12 protein-coding genes and 4 tRNA genes are annotated in these 17676 nt (G+C 42.4%); 1 reads left to right on the top strand and 15 read right to left on the bottom strand.

What is annotated here, in order from left to right:
- Positions 1-68 precede the first annotated feature (68 nt).
- The 13 genes from rpoC to AAEY99_RS18590 all read right to left on the bottom strand — a co-directional run bounded on the left by rpoC (position 69) and on the right by AAEY99_RS18590 (position 13966).
- The gene (gene rpoC, locus AAEY99_RS18650) at positions 69-4295 is read right to left on the bottom strand and encodes a DNA-directed RNA polymerase subunit beta' (protein WP_101084802.1); all 4227 of its coding nucleotides are present in this window, start codon (positions 4293-4295) and stop codon (positions 69-71) included.
- An 82-nt stretch (positions 4296-4377) separates the two neighbouring features.
- Positions 4378-8409 (bottom strand): DNA-directed RNA polymerase subunit beta, encoded by a 4032-nt coding sequence (gene rpoB / locus AAEY99_RS18645; RefSeq protein ID WP_101084801.1) that lies wholly within the window; start codon positions 8407-8409, stop codon positions 4378-4380.
- A 235-nt stretch (positions 8410-8644) separates the two neighbouring features.
- Positions 8645-9010 (bottom strand): 50S ribosomal protein L7/L12, encoded by a 366-nt coding sequence (rplL, locus tag AAEY99_RS18640; RefSeq protein WP_101084800.1) that lies wholly within the window; start codon positions 9008-9010, stop codon positions 8645-8647.
- Positions 9011-9064: 54 nt separating this feature from the next.
- Positions 9065-9565, bottom strand: a complete 501-nt coding sequence (gene rplJ, locus AAEY99_RS18635) for a 50S ribosomal protein L10 (RefSeq protein ID WP_011635631.1) — start codon at positions 9563-9565, stop codon at positions 9065-9067.
- A 276-nt stretch (positions 9566-9841) separates the two neighbouring features.
- The gene (rplA, locus tag AAEY99_RS18630; RefSeq protein WP_059746618.1) at positions 9842-10543 is read right to left on the bottom strand and encodes a 50S ribosomal protein L1; all 702 of its coding nucleotides are present in this window, start codon (positions 10541-10543) and stop codon (positions 9842-9844) included.
- 4 nt (positions 10544-10547) lie between these two features.
- Positions 10548-10976, bottom strand: coding sequence for a 50S ribosomal protein L11 (gene rplK / locus AAEY99_RS18625; RefSeq protein ID WP_011635629.1), 429 nt, complete (start codon positions 10974-10976; stop codon positions 10548-10550).
- Positions 10977-11105: 129 nt separating this feature from the next.
- Positions 11106-11657, bottom strand: coding sequence for a transcription termination/antitermination protein NusG (gene nusG / locus AAEY99_RS18620; RefSeq protein ID WP_011635628.1), 552 nt, complete (start codon positions 11655-11657; stop codon positions 11106-11108).
- A 10-nt stretch (positions 11658-11667) separates the two neighbouring features.
- Complete coding sequence (gene secE / locus AAEY99_RS18615) at positions 11668-12039, bottom strand: preprotein translocase subunit SecE (RefSeq protein WP_011635627.1); 372 nt, start codon at positions 12037-12039, stop codon at positions 11668-11670.
- Positions 12040-12306: 267 nt separating this feature from the next.
- On the bottom strand, positions 12307-13491 hold the full coding sequence (tuf, locus tag AAEY99_RS18610; protein WP_101084799.1) for an elongation factor Tu: 1185 nt from the start codon (positions 13489-13491) through the stop codon (positions 12307-12309).
- Between the two features lie 116 nt (positions 13492-13607).
- Positions 13608-13680 (bottom strand) — tRNA-Ile (locus AAEY99_RS18605).
- Positions 13681-13689: 9 nt separating this feature from the next.
- A tRNA-Gly gene (locus AAEY99_RS18600) sits at positions 13690-13763 on the bottom strand.
- A gap of 35 nt (positions 13764-13798) precedes the next feature.
- Positions 13799-13883: transfer RNA gene (locus AAEY99_RS18595), tRNA-Tyr, on the bottom strand.
- Positions 13884-13890: 7 nt separating this feature from the next.
- A tRNA-Thr gene (locus tag AAEY99_RS18590) sits at positions 13891-13966 on the bottom strand.
- A gap of 223 nt (positions 13967-14189) precedes the next feature.
- Here AAEY99_RS18590 and coaA point away from each other — a divergent pair.
- On the top strand, positions 14190-15140 hold the full coding sequence (gene coaA, locus AAEY99_RS18585; RefSeq protein ID WP_101084798.1) for a type I pantothenate kinase: 951 nt from the start codon (positions 14190-14192) through the stop codon (positions 15138-15140).
- 37 nt (positions 15141-15177) lie between these two features.
- On the opposite strand, the gene birA is transcribed toward coaA, so the two are convergent.
- Both birA and murB read right to left on the bottom strand, forming a co-directional pair.
- Positions 15178-16140 (bottom strand): bifunctional biotin--[acetyl-CoA-carboxylase] ligase/biotin operon repressor BirA, encoded by a 963-nt coding sequence (gene birA / locus AAEY99_RS18580; RefSeq protein WP_182745435.1) that lies wholly within the window; start codon positions 16138-16140, stop codon positions 15178-15180.
- Positions 16137-17153, bottom strand: a complete 1017-nt coding sequence (gene murB, locus AAEY99_RS18575) for a UDP-N-acetylmuramate dehydrogenase (protein ID WP_351011556.1) — start codon at positions 17151-17153, stop codon at positions 16137-16139. The genes birA and murB overlap by 4 nt, the downstream gene beginning before the upstream one ends.
- Positions 17154-17676 lie beyond the last annotated feature (523 nt).

The raw sequence follows: 17676 nt of genomic DNA, 5'->3' as shown, positions 1-17676 counted from the left end.
AGACAACTTTTCGTGCAAATTCCAATAAAAAAGGCGCCATTGGCGCCTTTTTTTAACAAAATACTAACTTAATCTTGGCTACCGGCCAGATTTAGTAGATCTGCTAGGTTCTTTTCAGCTTCGCTTGCGGTTACTGTAGTAGTTTCCACTTTGCCACGAGAGCTTAATACTTTAGCACGTTCTTCGTTACGGGTTTTGTGATAAGCATAACCTGTACCTGCTGGGATCAAACGACCTACGATTACGTTTTCTTTCAAACCACGTAATGGATCGCTCTTACCGCCAACGGCCGCTTCAGTTAACACACGAGTGGTTTCCTGGAACGATGCAGCAGAGATGAATGATTCAGTTGCCAAAGAAGCTTTGGTAATACCGAGTAATTCACGTTCAAACGTTGCAGGTGTTTTACCTTGAGCGATTAGCTCACGGTTAGCAATCTTCACGCGTGATACTTCTGCTTGCTCACCTTCTAAGAACTCAGTGTCGCCTGTTGAAGTGATTAGACACTTACGTAACATTTGACGAATGATAACTTCGATGTGCTTATCGTTGATCTTAACGCCCTGAAGACGGTAAACGTCCTGTACTTCGTTCACAATGTAGTTTGCTACGTTGTGGATACCACGAAGACGCAAGATGTCATGAGCCGCTTCTGGACCGTCTGCAATAACTTCACCACGTTCGACTTTTTCACCTTCGAACACGTTCAAGTTACGCCACTTAGGGATCATCTCTTCATAATGTTCACTACCATCTGCAGGAGTGATCACTAGACGACGTTTACCCTTAGTTTCCTTACCGAACGAGATAGTACCAGAGATTTCTGCAAGAATTGCAGGCTCTTTTGGTTTACGCGCTTCGAATAAGTCAGCAACACGTGGTAGACCACCGGTGATGTCGCGAGTTTTAGACGATTCTTGTGGAATACGTGCTAATGGGTCACCAACGTTGATTTTTGCGTTATCATCTTTCGATACAATCGCGTTACCCGGTAAGAAGTATTGAGCTGGTACTTCAGTACCAGGGATCATTAAGTCATTACCATCGGCATCAACTAAGCGAATTGCTGGACGCAATTCTTTACCGGCTGAAGTACGCGCACCGACATCGAGCACAACGACAGAAGATAGACCCGTTAACTCATCTGTTTGACGCGTCATAGTGACACCGTCAATCATGTCAACGAACTTCACACTACCAGCAACTTCAGAAATAATTGGGTGAGTATGTGGATCCCAGTTAGCGATGATTTCGCCAGCTGCAACTTCACTCTCTTCCAATTTCTCTAACACTGTACCGTAAGGCACTTTATAACGCTCTTTCTCACGACCTAGCTCATCGATGATGGCTAACTCAGAAGAACGCGATACGATAACGAGCTTACCGTCGATGTTAGAAACATGCTTAGCATTGTGTAACTTCAGAGAACCGGCGTTCTTAACTTGAACGTTGTTTTCTGCAGAAGCTCGAGATGCCGCACCACCAATGTGGAAGGTACGCATGGTTAACTGTGTTCCAGGCTCACCGATAGACTGTGCTGCAACAACACCAATAGCTTCACCGTGGTTAATAATATGACCACGCGCCAAGTCACGACCATAACACGCTGCACACACACCGAAGTCTGTGTCACAGGTAATTACAGAACGTACAATCACTTCATCAATACTGTGTTCTTCTAACGTATTACACCATGCTTCATCAAGAAGTGTGTTGCGTGGAGCAAGCACTTCATCAGTACCAGGCTTCATTACGTCAAGAGCAACCACACGACCTAGAACACGTTCACGCAATGGCTCAACAACATCACCACCTTCAATAAGCGGTTTCATTGTAAGACCATGCTCAACACCACAGTCATCTTCGATAACCACTAAGTCTTGTGCAACGTCTACTAAACGACGGGTTAAGTAACCCGAGTTAGCTGTCTTCAATGCTGTATCGGCAAGACCTTTACGCGCACCGTGAGTAGAAATAAAGTACTGAAGTACGTTTAGACCTTCACGGAAGTTAGCCGTAATTGGGGTTTCGATGATTGAGCCATCTGGCTTAGCCATCAAACCACGCATACCCGCTAACTGACGGATCTGTGCAGCACTACCACGAGCGCCCGAGTCAGCCATCATATAGATGCTGTTAAACGAAGCTTGTTGCTCAGGTACGCCATCACGGTTAATCACTGTCTCAGTTGACAGGTTTTCCATCATCGCTTTTGAAACTTTTTCGTTCGCGCTTGCCCAGATATCGATGACTTTGTTGTAACGCTCACCGGCAGTAACAAGACCTGACTGGAACTGCTCTTGAATTTCAAGTACTTCAGCTTCAGCGTCTGCTACTAAGGTGTATTTCTCGTCTGGAATAACCATGTCATCGATACCAACAGAGGCACCAGAAATGGTTGCAAAACGGAAACCTGTATACATCAATTGGTCAGCAAAGATAACGGTATCTTTAAGACCTAGTTGACGATAACAAGTGTTCAACAGCTTAGAGATCTGTTTCTTACCCATGTTTTGGTTAACCAAATCATACGATAAGCCTTCAGGCAAAATTAATGATAAAAGAGCACGACCCACAGTCGTATCAATGATACGAGTTGCTTTCGTTCTTTCGCCATCTTCTGCGATGTTCGTTTCAGTAATACGCACTTTAACGCGAGCATGTAGTTCAGCAACACCAGTAGCGTAAGCTTTTTCTACTTCTGACACATCAGCGAATGCCATACCTTCACCGCGACCGTTAATACATTCACGGCTGGTGTAGTACAAGCCTAATACAACGTCCTGAGACGGAGTAATTACTGGCTCACCGTTAGCTGGTGACAAAATGTTGTTGGTAGACATCATTAGCGCACGAGCTTCTAACTGAGCTTCAAGCGTTAATGGTACGTGAACCGCCATTTGGTCACCGTCGAAGTCGGCGTTGTATGCCGCACAAACTAACGGATGCAATTGAATTGCTTTACCTTCAATCAGTACAGGTTCAAATGCTTGAATACCCAGTCTGTGAAGTGTTGGTGCACGGTTAAGCATTACTGGATGTTCACGAATTACTTCGTCTAACACATCCCATACTTCAGCCTGTTCGCGTTCAACCATTTTCTTAGCAGCTTTAATAGTAGTCGCTAAACCACGCGCTTCTAATTTACCGTAAATGAATGGTTTGAATAGCTCAAGCGCCATCTTCTTAGGAAGACCACACTGATGCAGACGTAAAGTAGGACCTACGGTAATTACCGAACGGCCTGAATAGTCAACACGCTTACCAAGTAAGTTCTGACGGAAACGACCTTGCTTACCCTTGATCATATCAGCAAGAGATTTAAGCGGACGCTTGTTAGAACCGGTAATAGCACGACCGCGACGACCGTTGTCTAATAGCGCATCAACTGATTCTTGTAACATACGTTTTTCGTTACGTACGATAATGTCAGGCGCAGCTAAATCTAACAGACGCTTTAAGCGGTTGTTACGGTTAATCACACGACGATAAAGATCGTTAAGATCAGATGTCGCGAAACGACCACCATCTAACGGCACTAATGGACGTAGATCAGGTGGAAGAACCGGTAATACTTTTAAGATCATCCACTCTGGCTTGTTGCCAGATGTGAAGAATGCTTCCATCAGCTTAAGGCGCTTAGTGACCTTCTTGCGACGGGTTTCAGAGTTAATTGAAGGCAACTCTTCACGCATTTGCTCGATCTGTTCAGCTAAGTTGATAGCACGTAGCAATTCAAGAACTGCTTCAGCACCCATCTTAGCTTCAAACTCGTCACCGTATTCTTCTAACGCATCAAGATACGTTTCTTCGGTTAGCATTTGGCCGCGTTCAAGCGTGGTCATGCCAGGCTCGATCACAACAAATGATTCGAAATACAGTACGCGTTCAATATCACGTAACGTCATATCTAGCATTAAGCCGATACGTGACGGAAGTGATTTTAAGAACCAAATGTGGGCAACTGGGCTAGCCAGATCAATGTGACCCATGCGCTCACGACGCACTTTAGTCTGGGTAACTTCTACGCCACACTTTTCACAAATAACACCACGATGCTTCAAACGCTTGTATTTACCACACAAACATTCGTAATCTTTAACTGGACCAAAGATACGCGCACAGAACAAACCTTCACGTTCAGGCTTGAATGTACGGTAGTTAATGGTTTCTGGCTTCTTTACTTCACCAAAAGACCAAGAACGGATTAGGTCTGGCGAGGCCAAACCAATTTTTATACCGTTAAATTCTTCAGTCTTACTTTGCTGTTTAAGAAACTTTAATAAGTCTTTCACGTTTCTCTCCTGAAGGAGTTAAACCAGGTGCTTTGCTGCTGCAAAGCACCCTTGGTTACCAAACATTGCTTAAGTGCGATGCTTACTCTTGGTCCAACTCGATATTAATACCAAGTGAACGAATTTCCTTCAACAATACGTTGAAAGACTCAGGCATGCCTGGTTGCATCTGATGGTTACCGTCGACGATGTTTTTATACATCTGAGTACGACCGTTAACGTCATCTGACTTAACTGTTAGCATTTCTTGTAGAGTATAAGCAGCACCATATGCTTCAAGTGCCCACACTTCCATCTCACCGAAACGCTGACCACCGAATTGAGCTTTACCGCCCAATGGTTGTTGAGTCACTAAGCTGTATGAACCCGTAGAACGAGCATGCATCTTGTCATCAACTAAGTGGTTCAATTTAAGCATATACATGTAACCAACGGTTACTTTACGCTCAAATTCGTTACCGGTACGGCCGTCACATAATGTCAACTGACCAGACTCAGGTAAGCCTGCAAGAGCAAGCATTTGCTTGATCTCTTTCTCTTTAGCACCGTCGAATGCTGGTGTAGCAATTGGAATACCACCTTTAAGGTTGGTAGCCAAGCGCACAACTTCATCATCAGTAAACGAATCGATATCAACGCGCTGAAGCACGTCATCACCTAATTCGTACACTTGCTTGATGTAACCACGAAGTTCGGCAATTTCACGCTGCTCTTCAAGCATAGCAGTAATCTTATTACCGATACCCTTAGCTGCTGCGCCCATATGGACTTCAAGTACCTGACCAATGTTCATACGCGATGGTACGCCCAATGGGTTAAGTACGATGTCTACAGGGTTACCTTCTTCATCGTATGGCATGTCTTCAACAGGACAAATCTTCGAGATAACACCTTTGTTACCATGACGACCTGCCATCTTGTCACCAGGCTGGATAGTACGTTTAACTGCAAGGTAAACCTTAACAATCTTCAATACACCAGGAGCCAAGTCATCACCTTGGGTGATCTTACGACGCTTGATTTCAAATGTCTTATCAAAGTCAGCTTTTAGCTCTTCGTGCTGTTCAGCTAACTGCTCTAATTCAGTTTGTTTGGTTTCATCGTCGATAACTTGAATCAATACGTCTTTACGTGGTATCTCAGCTAACTTAGCTTCAGAATAACCCACAGACAGTAACAAGTTACGTGCACGGCCCAATACGCCTTCTTCAAGGATCTTGAACTCTTCGCCTAAGTCTTTACGAGCTTGGCGAACATGCATGTCTTCAATTTCAAGCGCACGTTTGTCTTTCTCAACGCCGTCACGGGTAAATACCTGTACGTCGATGATGGTGCCTTTAACTGAGTTAGGAACACGTAATGAGCTGTCCTTAACGTCAGAAGCTTTTTCACCAAAAATAGCTCGGAGTAGTTTCTCTTCAGGGGTTAACTGTGTTTCACCCTTAGGTGTCACTTTACCCACTAGAATGTCGCCACCCTTCACTTCTGCACCAATATAAACGATACCTGATTCATCTAGTTTTGATAAAGCAGACTCACCTACGTTTGGAATATCAGCAGTGATTTCTTCGCTACCCAATTTAGTATCACGAGCAATACAAGAAAGCTCTTGGATATGGATAGTAGTGAAACGATCTTCTTGCGCTACGCGCTCAGAAATTAAGATCGAATCTTCGAAGTTATAACCGTTCCAAGGCATGAACGCGATACGCATGTTCTGACCAAGAGCCAAATCACCTAAATCGGTAGATGGACCATCTGCCAATACGTCACCACGAACCACTGGCTCACCAACAGAACAACAAGGACGTTGGTTAATACAAGTGTTTTGGTTTGAACGGGTATATTTAGTTAGGTTATAAATGTCGATACCGGCTTCACCTGCGTGTAGCTCATCTTCATTTACTTTAACTACGATACGGCTAGCATCAACATAATCAACCACACCGCCACGTTTAGCAGCTACAACCACACCAGAGTCAACAGCAAGAGTACGTTCAATACCCGTTCCGACTAACGGCTTATCAGCACGTAAAGTTGGTACTGCTTGACGTTGCATGTTTGCACCCATCAATGCGCGGTTAGCATCATCGTGTTCTAAGAACGGAATTAATGATGCTGCAACAGAAATAATCTGTTGTGGAGATACGTCCATATACTGAACATCAGCTGCACGCATAAAGGTAGATTCACCTTTGTGACGACAAGCAATTTGTTCTTCTGCCATACGGCCATCAGCATCAACTTCGATGTTAGCCTGAGCAATAACGTAACGACCTTCTTCGATTGCTGATAAGTATTCAACATCATCAGTAATCACACCATCAACCACTTTGCGGTAAGGTGTTTCTAAGAAGCCGTAAGAGTTAGTACGCGCAAAACTTGCTAACGAGTTGATTAGACCAATGTTTGGACCTTCAGGGGTCTCAATTGGACATAAACGACCGTAGTGAGTTGGATGTACGTCACGAACTTCGAAACCAGCACGCTCACGAGTCAAACCACCTGGGCCAAGCGCAGAAATACGACGCTTATGCGTTACTTCTGATAGCGGGTTGTTTTGATCCATAAACTGTGACAACTGTGAAGAACCAAAGAATTCTTTCACTGCCGCAGAAATTGGCTTAGCGTTAATTAAGTCTTGTGGCATAAGCTCGTTTAAATCGCCTAAAGATAGACGTTCACGAACAGCACGCTCAACACGGACTAAACCAACACGGAACTGGTTTTCAGCCATTTCACCAACGCTACGAATACGACGGTTACCTAAGTGGTCAATATCGTCGACTTCATCATAACCGTTACGGATTTCGATGATTTTCTTCATAACAGATACGATGTCTTCTTTAGACAACACACCGTTACCTTCGTCTTCAGCAATCTCAAGACGACGGTTGAACTTCATACGACCTACTTTAGATAAGTCATAACGTTCTTCACTAAAGAATAGGTTTTGAAATAAACCTTCAGCTGCATCTTTGGTTGGTGGCTCACCAGGACGCATCATACGATAGATTTCAACTAGCGCTTCTAAGCGGTTAGTTGTTGAATCAATTCGTAATGTGTCAGCAATGTAAGCACCGTGATCAAGATCATTGATAAATAATGTATCAATATTCTTAATACCAGCAAGTGATAGCTTAGCTAAATCTTCTAAGGTAATCTCGCTGTTTGCAGTCACTAACACTTCACCGGTATCTTCATCGATGTAGTCTTGAGCAGCATACTTACCAACAATATAATCTACTGGCACTTCTAGTTCAGTAGTGTTGGTTTTTTCAAGTTGCTTAATGTGACGTGCAGTAATGCGACGACCAGCTTCAACCAATAAAGCGCCTTCAGCATCTTTAATGTCATAGCCAGCAGTTTCACCACGTAGGCGGTCAGGCACAAGTGCCATGACTAATGATTCTTTTTTAATCTTAAACTCAATACGCTCGAAGAATAAATCGAGGATATCTTGAGTAGAATATTCAAGCGCACGTAAAATGATCGTTGCCGGTAATTTACGACGACGGTCGATACGAACGAATAGAGCATCTTTAGGATCAAATTCAAAGTCAAGCCATGAACCACGGTAAGGAATAATACGTGCGTTATACAGCACCTTACCAGAAGAGTGGGTTTTACCACGGTCATGATCAAAGAACACACCTGGAGAACGGTGTAACTGAGACACGATTACACGCTCAGTACCGTTAATAACGAAAGTACCGTTATTCGTCATCATAGGAATATCACCCATGTAGACTTCTTGCTCTTTAATGTCTTTAACAGTGCCAGCAGCAGCTTCACGGTCAAACAACACCATGCGTAATTTAACGCGTAGTGGTGCCGAATAAGTTACACCGCGGATCTGACATTCTTTCACATCAAAAACTGGCTCACCTAGCTTGTAGCTGACATATTGCAGCTCAGAATAGCCAGAAAAGCTCTTGATAGGAAAAACGCTACGGAATGCGGCTTCTAAGCCACGCTCACCCGTAGGGTCATGATCGGTGAACTTCTTAAAAGAGTCTAACTGGATAGACAATAAATAAGGGATGTCCAAAACTTTTGGACGCTTACCAAAGTCTTTGCGAATACGCTTCTTTTCAGAATAGGAGTAAACCATGGGTTTCCTCTGCTTACGAGATGTGACCAAGACTGAAATTAATATTAATTAAATCAGCACGTTTGCCTATCACCCTTGTTGACAAGAACCTAACCAGTAATCTCTGCTAGGGACTGTTAAAACTGGCGACAAAAGGTGAAAAAAATCGCCTGCGCATAAAGCGCAAAAAAGGCCAACGGTTAAAAAACCGTCAGCCTTCACCCAATCACTTGGGTGATGCAAGCTAAATTATAGCTTACTTAACTTCAACAGAAGCACCAGCGGCTTCTAGATCAGCTTTAAGAGTTGCAGCTTCTTCTTTAGACACAGCTTCTTTAACTGCGATTGGAGAAGATTCAGCCATAGTCTTAGCTTCTTTCAGGCCTAAACCTGTAGCGCTACGAAGAGCTTTAATAACAGCTACTTTGTTTTCGCCGAATGAAGTAAGTACTACGTCAAATTCTGTTTGCTCTTCAGCAACAACAGCATCGCCGCCGCCTGAAACTACTGCAGCAGCAGCAGAAACGCCGAATTTCTCTTCCATAGCTTCGATTAGTTCAACTACTTCCATTACAGACATTGCTGCAAAAGCTTCTAACATTTGGTCTTTAGTGATAGACATTAGAAATATTTCCTATTGTTCTGAATTCAATTTTATTAAGCTGCCAGCCTAAAATTAAGCGGCGTCTTGTTTTTGATCGCGAAGGGCGGCCAATGTACGAACGAACTTGCCAGCAGATGCTTCTTTCATAGTCATCATCAACTGAGCTAGTGCTTCTTCGTATGTTGGTAGTTTCGCTAAACGATCAATATCAGCTGCAGGGATAAACATCCCTTCGAAAGCTGCACCTTTAACTTCAAATTTTGCTTGACCCTTAGCGAAGTCTTTTAAAAGACGCGCTGCAGCACCTGGATGCTCGTTAGAGAAAGCTATTAAAGTTGGGCCAGTGAACGTTTCTGCTAGGCACTCAAAAGCTGTACCTTGAACTGCACGACGAGCAAGGGTGTTACGTACTACACGTACAAACACACCATTTTCGCGAGCAGCTTTACGCAGACCGGTCATAGCACCTACAGTTACGCCACGTGAATCGGCAACAACTGCAGAAAGTGCACCTTTGGCAGCTTCGTTGACTTCAGCAACAATTGCCTGTTTGTCTTCGAGTCTTAATGCCATTGGCTTTACTCCTGGATTCTACCTAGGGAATTTTCCCTAGTATTTACCAAATTAAACACTTATGTGTTTAATTACTTACGGTGCAGATTTTCCAGTAAAAAAATTTAGCTGGGGCCTGACACCGTCTACGCTGGAAATTAAGTTAATCTTACGATTAACACCTGCGGTCTTGGACGGAAACCGACTCTAATATGCAAAAATTTAAAAACTAATGCATAAAAGCGGCTTCAACCCACAAAGTGCGCGCATTATAGACTAATACGCGCGCTTTGTATATTACTTCGCTTCTTCCAGAGAACTCTGGTCGATAGCAACACCTGCACCCATAGTGGTAGAGATGCTAATCTTTTTCACGTAAATGCCTTTAGCAACTGCAGGCTTAGCCTTTTTCAGTGCTGACACTAACGATTCTAAGTTTTCTCTCAACTGCTCAGTTGTAAAAGTTACTTTACCGATAGTTGTATGAATAATACCGTTTTTGTCGTTTCTGTAACGAACTTGACCCGCTTTGGCATTCTTAACTGCTTCAGCAACGTTTGGCGTTACTGTACCAGTTTTAGGGTTAGGCATTAAACCACGTGGGCCTAAGATTTGACCTAACATACCAACAACGCGCATTGCATCTGGAGATGCGATAACAACGTCAAAGTTCATTTCGCCAGCTTTAACTTTTTCAGCTAAATCTTCCATACCCACTAGTTCAGCGCCAGCAGCGATAGCAGCTTCAGCGTTTGCACCTTGTGTGAATACAGCAACACGAACATCACGACCAGTACCATGTGGAAGTACAGTAGCACCACGCACGTTTTGATCTGATTTACGAGGATCGATACCTAGATTAACAGCTACGTCAACACTCTCAACAAATTTAGCAGTCGCTAATTCTTGTAAAAGTACTACGGCTTCGTTGATGTCATACAATTTTGTTGCATCAACTTTTTCGCGGATAACGCGAGCACGCTTAGTTAGCTTTGCCATTATATTAATCCTCTACTACCAAACCCATTGAACGTGCAGTACCTTCAATTGAGCGAGTCATCGCTTCAATATCAGCACCAGTCATATCAGCAGCTTTAGTTTCAGCAATTTCCTGAACTGCGCTACGCTTGATAGTACCTACTTTTTGAGTATTAGGACGGCCAGAACCTGATTTCAGACCAACTGCTTTAAGCAGTAAGAAAGATGCAGGTGGAGTCTTAGTTTCAAAAGTGAAAGAACGGTCATTATATACAGTGATAACAACAGGAATTGGCATACCTTTTTCGAACTTTTCAGTACGAGCGTTGAATGCTTTACAGAATTCCATGATGTTCACACCTTTTTGACCTAAAGCAGGTCCAACTGGTGGAGACGGGTTTGCAGCGCCAGCTGCTACTTGTAGCTTAATATAAGCTTCAATTTTCTTTGCCATGTCGACATTTCCTCAATTTGGGTTCAAACGCATGTTGGCGACATGCCAATACGCTCCCCTGAAAACAACGGGTGCGAATTATATAAAAATACGCACCCGCAAACAATGTTTATTTTGTAGTTATTTTAATCAGCTTTTTTCAACTTGATTAAAATCTAATTCTACTGGTGTTGAACGACCGAAAATCATCACCGAAACTTTAATACGGTTCTTTTCATAATCGACTTCTTCAATAGTACCGTTAAAGTCAGCAAATGGACCGTCACAAACACGGACAACTTCACCTGGCTCGTACATAATACGATGAGTTGGTGATTCAACAGTGTCTTGAAGACGTTGAAGAATAGCGTCAGCTTCCTTGTCAGAAATCGGTGCAGGGCGATCTGATGTACCACCAATAAAGCCCATTACACGTGGAATACTTTTGACTAAGTGCCAGCTATCGTCGTTCATTTCCATCTGGACTAATACATAACCAGGGAAAAACTTACGCTCACTCTTACGACGTTGACCTGCACGCATTTCAACAACTTCTTCGGTAGGAACTAAAATCTCACCGAAGTATTCTTCCATATTGTGCATTTTGATATGTTCAAGCAGTGTTTTAAGTACACGGCCTTCATAGCCCGAAAAGGCTTGGATCACATACCATCTTTTTTTCGCTTCTGTAACTTCAGTCATTTTCAGATGCCTATACGCCAGTAATTAAATTGACTACTCGTAACAATATAGCATCTAATCCCCAAAGGATTAATGCCATTACTGCAGTAGCTGCAAGTACTATAAAGGTAGTGTTTAGCGCCTCTTGGCGAGTTGGCCAAACGACTTTACGCACTTCAATATGGGCTTCTCTAGCAAAAGATTGTGCCTGCTTACCCTTGCTTGTCTGCAGTGCAATGATGCCTGCAATAGCGAAGGCAATAATTACCCCAGCAACACGAGCTACAACATTAGCGTCTGCATAAAATTGATTGCCTATAACAGCAGTAGCAATTAGCAATGCAGCTATGCCCCACTTAACGATATCCAAAGAATTACTCTGGTTTTCAGTATTTGTTGTCATCGGTTAATTCCGTTACTCACTACGACCTGGGCTTAGCTTGGTAAACAACATATTTACCAAATCCGCATTTCCGAACTTTCCCAGAAAATGCATAAGCACAGGGTCAAAAATCGGCCATAGATTGTATTCTTATTCAGCTTTATTCGCAACAATACAGGCAAAGTAAGAGCAATAAATCAATCAAAAATCGATTTTTGTTACTAACCTCACCCTAAAAATAAAAAAGGAAGCCTAAGCTTCCTTTTTAAGTGTTCACTAAACTCGCTATTACGCGATAATTTTAGCTACAACACCTGCACCAACTGTACGGCCACCTTCACGGATAGCGAAACGTAAACCGTCGTCCATCGCGATTGGGTAAATCAGAGTAACGACCATCTTGATGTTATCACCAGGCATAACCATTTCTACGCCTTCTGGTAACTCAATTGTGCCTGTTACGTCTGTTGTACGGAAGAAGAATTGTGGACGGTAGCCTTTGAAGAATGGAGTATGACGTCCGCCTTCTTCTTTTGACAACACGTAAACTTCTGATTCGAAAGTTGTGTGTGGGTTAATTGAACCAGGCTTAGCTAGTACTTGACCACGTTCTACGTCATCACGCTTAGTACCACGTAATAACACACCACAGTTTTCGCCAGCACGACCTTCGTCAAGTAGCTTGCGGAACATTTCTACACCAGTACACGTTGTTTTAGTTGTTGGACGAACACCAACAATTTCAACTTCGTCTGATACGCGAACGATACCACGTTCAACACGACCTGTTACCACTGTACCACGACCTGAAATCGAGAATACATCTTCGATTGGTAGTAGGAATGGCTTATCGATGTCACGAGCTGGTTCTGGAATATAAGTATCTAGGGCTTCTGCAAGCTCAAGAATTTTTGCTTCCCACTCTGGCTGGCCTTCTAGTGCCTTAAGAGCTGAACCTTGAATTACTGGTAAATCATCACCTGGGAAGTCGTATTCTGAAAGAAGCTCACGCACTTCCATTTCTACTAATTCTAGTAATTCTTCGTCATCTACCATGTCACATTTGTTCATGAATACGATGATGAAAGGTACGCCTACTTGACGTGAAAGCAAGATGTGCTCACGTGTCTGTGGCATTGGGCCGTCTGTAGCAGCAACTACTAAGATTGCGCCGTCCATCTGTGCAGCACCGGTAATCATGTTTTTAACATAATCCGCGTGACCTGGACAATCTACGTGTGCGTAGTGACGAATTGGTGTGTCATATTCGATGTGAGAAGTATTAATTGTAATACCGCGCTCACGCTCTTCTGGAGCGTTATCGATTTGAGCGAAGTTTTTAACTTCACCACCATAAGTTTTAGACAAAACGGCAGAGATTGCTGCTGTTAAAGTTGTTTTACCATGGTCAACGTGACCGATGGTGCCCACGTTTACATGGGGCTTTTTACGTTCAAATTTAGCTTTTGCCATGGTATTGCCTCAGTCCAATTATCTTGGTGATGAAAACACATATAGTAAAAATCCGATGCATAAAAATGACATCGAATCGATTATTTAGGGTTAGGAAGTTTATTCATGACATGGGATGTTGATAGGCAGATTCGTACTGCCGACCTCACCCTCATTAAGGGTGCGCTCTACCAACTGAGCCATATCAGCGAACAAATTTGGAGCGGATGGCGGGAATCGAACCCGCGTTATCAGCTTGGAAGGCTGGAGTAATACCATTATACGACATCCGCGCAACCTATTTTAGGCTACCTAACTACCTAGAAAGTGGTGGAGGGAGAAGGATTCGAACCTTCGAAGGCTGAGCCGTCAGATTTACAGTCTGATCCCTTTGGCCACTCGGGAACCCCTCCAGAAAAATGGTGCCGGCACCAAGAGTCGAACTCGGGACCTACTGATTACAAGTCAGTTGCTCTACCAACTGAGCTATGCCGGCGTGTCATTTCGGGTTCGGATATTAGGTAAATGTGCCTCGGAGTGCAATAGGAAAATGATAAAAAACCAAAAAAAAGTTTCAAATGACGTTTTTTTACACTCGTTTCACTTAGAAAGTGTGATTTATAAGCAAATGTAATGGGCGATGAAGACAAATGAGGAGCAAACTATTGTCGCCATTTATTCGATAGTGTAATGTGCCTGACCAACCTAGAGGAATGGTTATGAATCCAATTAACTCAATACAAGATGCACTCTACTTTGCTTTTCAGCGCGAGCATTGGGCTGAATTACGTAAATCAGTGCCGCTCACATTGAGTCAGGCTGAATTAGAAAACCTGCGTGGTATGAATGAAAAGCTGTCTTTAGACGAAGTCACTGACATTTACCTTCCTCTCAGCCGTTTACTGAATTTATTTGTCGGCTCAAAACAACAGCGTGGACTTGTTCTTGATAAGTTTCTGGAGCAAAAAGCTTCCCCTGGTCCTTATATCATTAGTATCGCAGGAAGTGTCGCCGTTGGTAAGAGTACCACAGCGCGTATATTACAAACGTTATTGCAACGTTGGCCTGAGCATCCTAAAGTTGATTTAGTCACCACAGATGGTTTTTTATATCCCTTGGCAGACCTAAAACGTAAAGGGTTACTCCAACGCAAAGGTTTTCCTGAAAGTTACGACATGAAAATGTTGGTAGAATTCATTTCGGCAGTTAAAGCGGGACAGAAAGAGATTCTTGCACCGCTTTATTCACATGTTACATACGATAGATGTCACGACGAGCATCAAGCCATCCGTCAGCCTGATATTTTAATTTTAGAAGGGCTAAATGTGCTGCAAACGGGTTTAGATACCCCAATAGACACAAGAAGGCCATTTGTATCAGATTTTGTTGATTTTTCAATTTACGTCGATGCTGATGAGTCGTTGTTAAAAGATTGGTATAAACAGCGGTTTTTGCAATTTAGAACTGGTGCATTTAGTGATCCAAACTCATTTTTTCATCACTATTCATCTTTAACCGATGATGAGGCGAATGTGATTGCTGCTAATATTTGGGATACCATTAATGGCCCAAATTTATCATTAAACATTCAACCAACACGAGAGCGGGCCCACCTCATTTTGCAAAAAGGTCCCAACCATTTAATGGACCGAGTTTTACTTAGAAAATAAAAACATATGAGCCTATTCCTAGGCTCATTTCTGGCATCTACATTACTGCTCTAAGGCTAATTTCACCGCCAAGATAACGTGTAAGCCCTTGTTCGTTTTCAAGCAACAAAGCCCCTTGTTCATCAATACCTCGACAAGTACCGTTAACTGAATTAGGTGCCATTAGTAGTGATACTTCACGGCCAATAAATAAATCAAATTCATTCCAACGTTCTAAGAATGCACCCAACCCTTTTTGCTCAAACAGCTGTAAATCAGCCTTAAGGGTTTGATGTAATTTAATTAATAGCTCAGTTTTATCAGGCATATTCACCAAACTAGACAGATCGTTCCATGGCTGGTCTATTAGCTCCCCCTGCTCTACAGACATGCTCATATTGATACCAAAACCAATGACTAATTCTGTTTTATTAGCAGATGAATTACAAACCTCAACTAAAATTCCAGCCAATTTTTTATGATCAAGGTAGATATCATTTGGCCATTTAAGCCCTAACCCCTCAACCCCAAAGTCAGCTAGAGATTTAACAATGGAACAACCAACAACTAAACTTAAACCACTGGCATGACTAATATCATTATTTAAACGCCAAAACATTGAAGCATAAATATGATGAGCATAAGGAGACAACCACTGACGCCCTCTTCGACCTCGACCAGCGGATTGATATTCAGCAATGCAAATATCCCCTGATTTTAATTCAGAGGCATGCCCAAGCATAAAAGCATTAGTGCTGGTCGTTTCATCAAAATAAAAACAACGGCCATCAATTCCATTAACAAGATGAGACTCATTTACCAACGACACTGGATTTGCTAATTTGTAGCCTCTTCCTTTCACACTATAAATTTCGATACCATAATCTTTTAGTGCATCTATATGCTGATTAATTGCCGCGCGAGTAAGCGATAAAGATTGCGCAATTACCTCACCAGAAACAAAACGTTCATGATGTAAACACGCTAAAATTTGGCGTTTACGTGACCAATGCTCATTCATTTTATTTCAATCTCCCCAACAGAGCCAATAATCCTAGGCTCAGGTTGTAATGTAACCGCAAATTTATCAAAAACCATCTGAATAATGTGTTTCGCTAATTGGCATACTTCATTGCCAGTTGCATAACCTAGGTTAACTAAAACCAAAGCTTGATCTTGATGGACTGCTGCACCACCGATATTAACGCCCTTCAAGCCAGCATGTTCAATTAGCCAACCTGCAGCAAGTTTGTAATGGTTATCAACCTGTCGATAACCCACTAATGATCCATAACGACTTTTAAGTGAGTCATAGTCATCTATTGATACAACTGGGTTCTTAAAGAAACTTCCTACATTACCCAATATTTTAGGATCAGGCAGCTTAGATTGACGAACCATACAAACACAATCAAATATTTGTTGCGCCGATACATCTATAGCGTCTAAGTGTTGAAGAGGTCCATAACTTATCACCGGCACCCACTTTTTAGGCAATTTTAGGGTCACCTCAGTAATAACAACTAAGTTTTTAAGTTGTTGTTTAAAAATGGATTCACGATAACCAAAGTGACATTGTTCGTTATTATAATGTACCAAGTTACCAGTATCGAGTTGTAAAAATTCAATCTTGTGACAATAACGATTAAACTCAACACCATAAGCACCGATATTTTGTATTGGCGCTGCTCCGACAGTTCCAGGGATCAGAGCCATATTTTCTAAACCATAAATATGTTTAGTTAAGCAATATTTAACTAATTGATGCCAATTTTCACCGGCTTGAACCGTGAGATAATAAAAATCATCATCTTCATTAATCGTAATGCCCTTGGTACTCACTTTAATCACAGTTCCCTGAAAATTGTCAGTAAATACGACGTTACTGCCTCCTCCGAGAATAAGCATGTTCTTCTGTTGTTGATACAACTCAAAACTTATCTTTATTAACTCCTCTTTGCTAGTCACTTCAACTAAAGAGTCGCAATACTGATTAAGGCCAAATGTGTTTAATGAAGTAAGCAAAATAGGCATAGATAGAAAGGTATCGTATTCAGAAATATATTGTTATTGTAGCAGGGAATAGCTAACAAATTAGCATGATTACCGCTAAAAAAGATCACAATCTAAAACGTTGTATCGATTAATGGCGCTACATACTCTGAGATACATCAGTCGAAATTAACTGATACAGTGCTAATTGCTTACGTAAAAATCCAGCTTATTTTATCAAGCCTCGCTCGACTGATTCGACCAATTTGGCCACAAATTATAGACGTAAAAAAAACCGTTACGTTAGTAACGGGCTTATCACTATTCTTTCGAGTCAATTAGGCGTCTGGAAATGACCTACTCTTTTATCCCCGAAGGGGACGCATGGGCATATTCAACAAACTGCTGTTATGTTTTGGCCAATAACAAACTCTACACTATAAATTGCAGACGCAAAAAAGCCCGTTACGTTAGTAACGGGCTTTTTTACTACTCTTTCGAGTCAATTAGGCGCCTGGAAATGACCTACTCTCGCATGGGGAGACCCCAAACTACCATCGGCGAT

Origin of the sequence: Shewanella sp. S1-58-MNA-CIBAN-0166, from assembly GCF_040310085.1 — a bacterium.
Classification (GTDB): Bacteria; Pseudomonadota; Gammaproteobacteria; order Enterobacterales; family Shewanellaceae; genus Shewanella.
The sequence above is the reverse complement of the archived record's forward strand: the minus strand, read 5'-3'. Positions and strand labels throughout refer to the sequence as shown.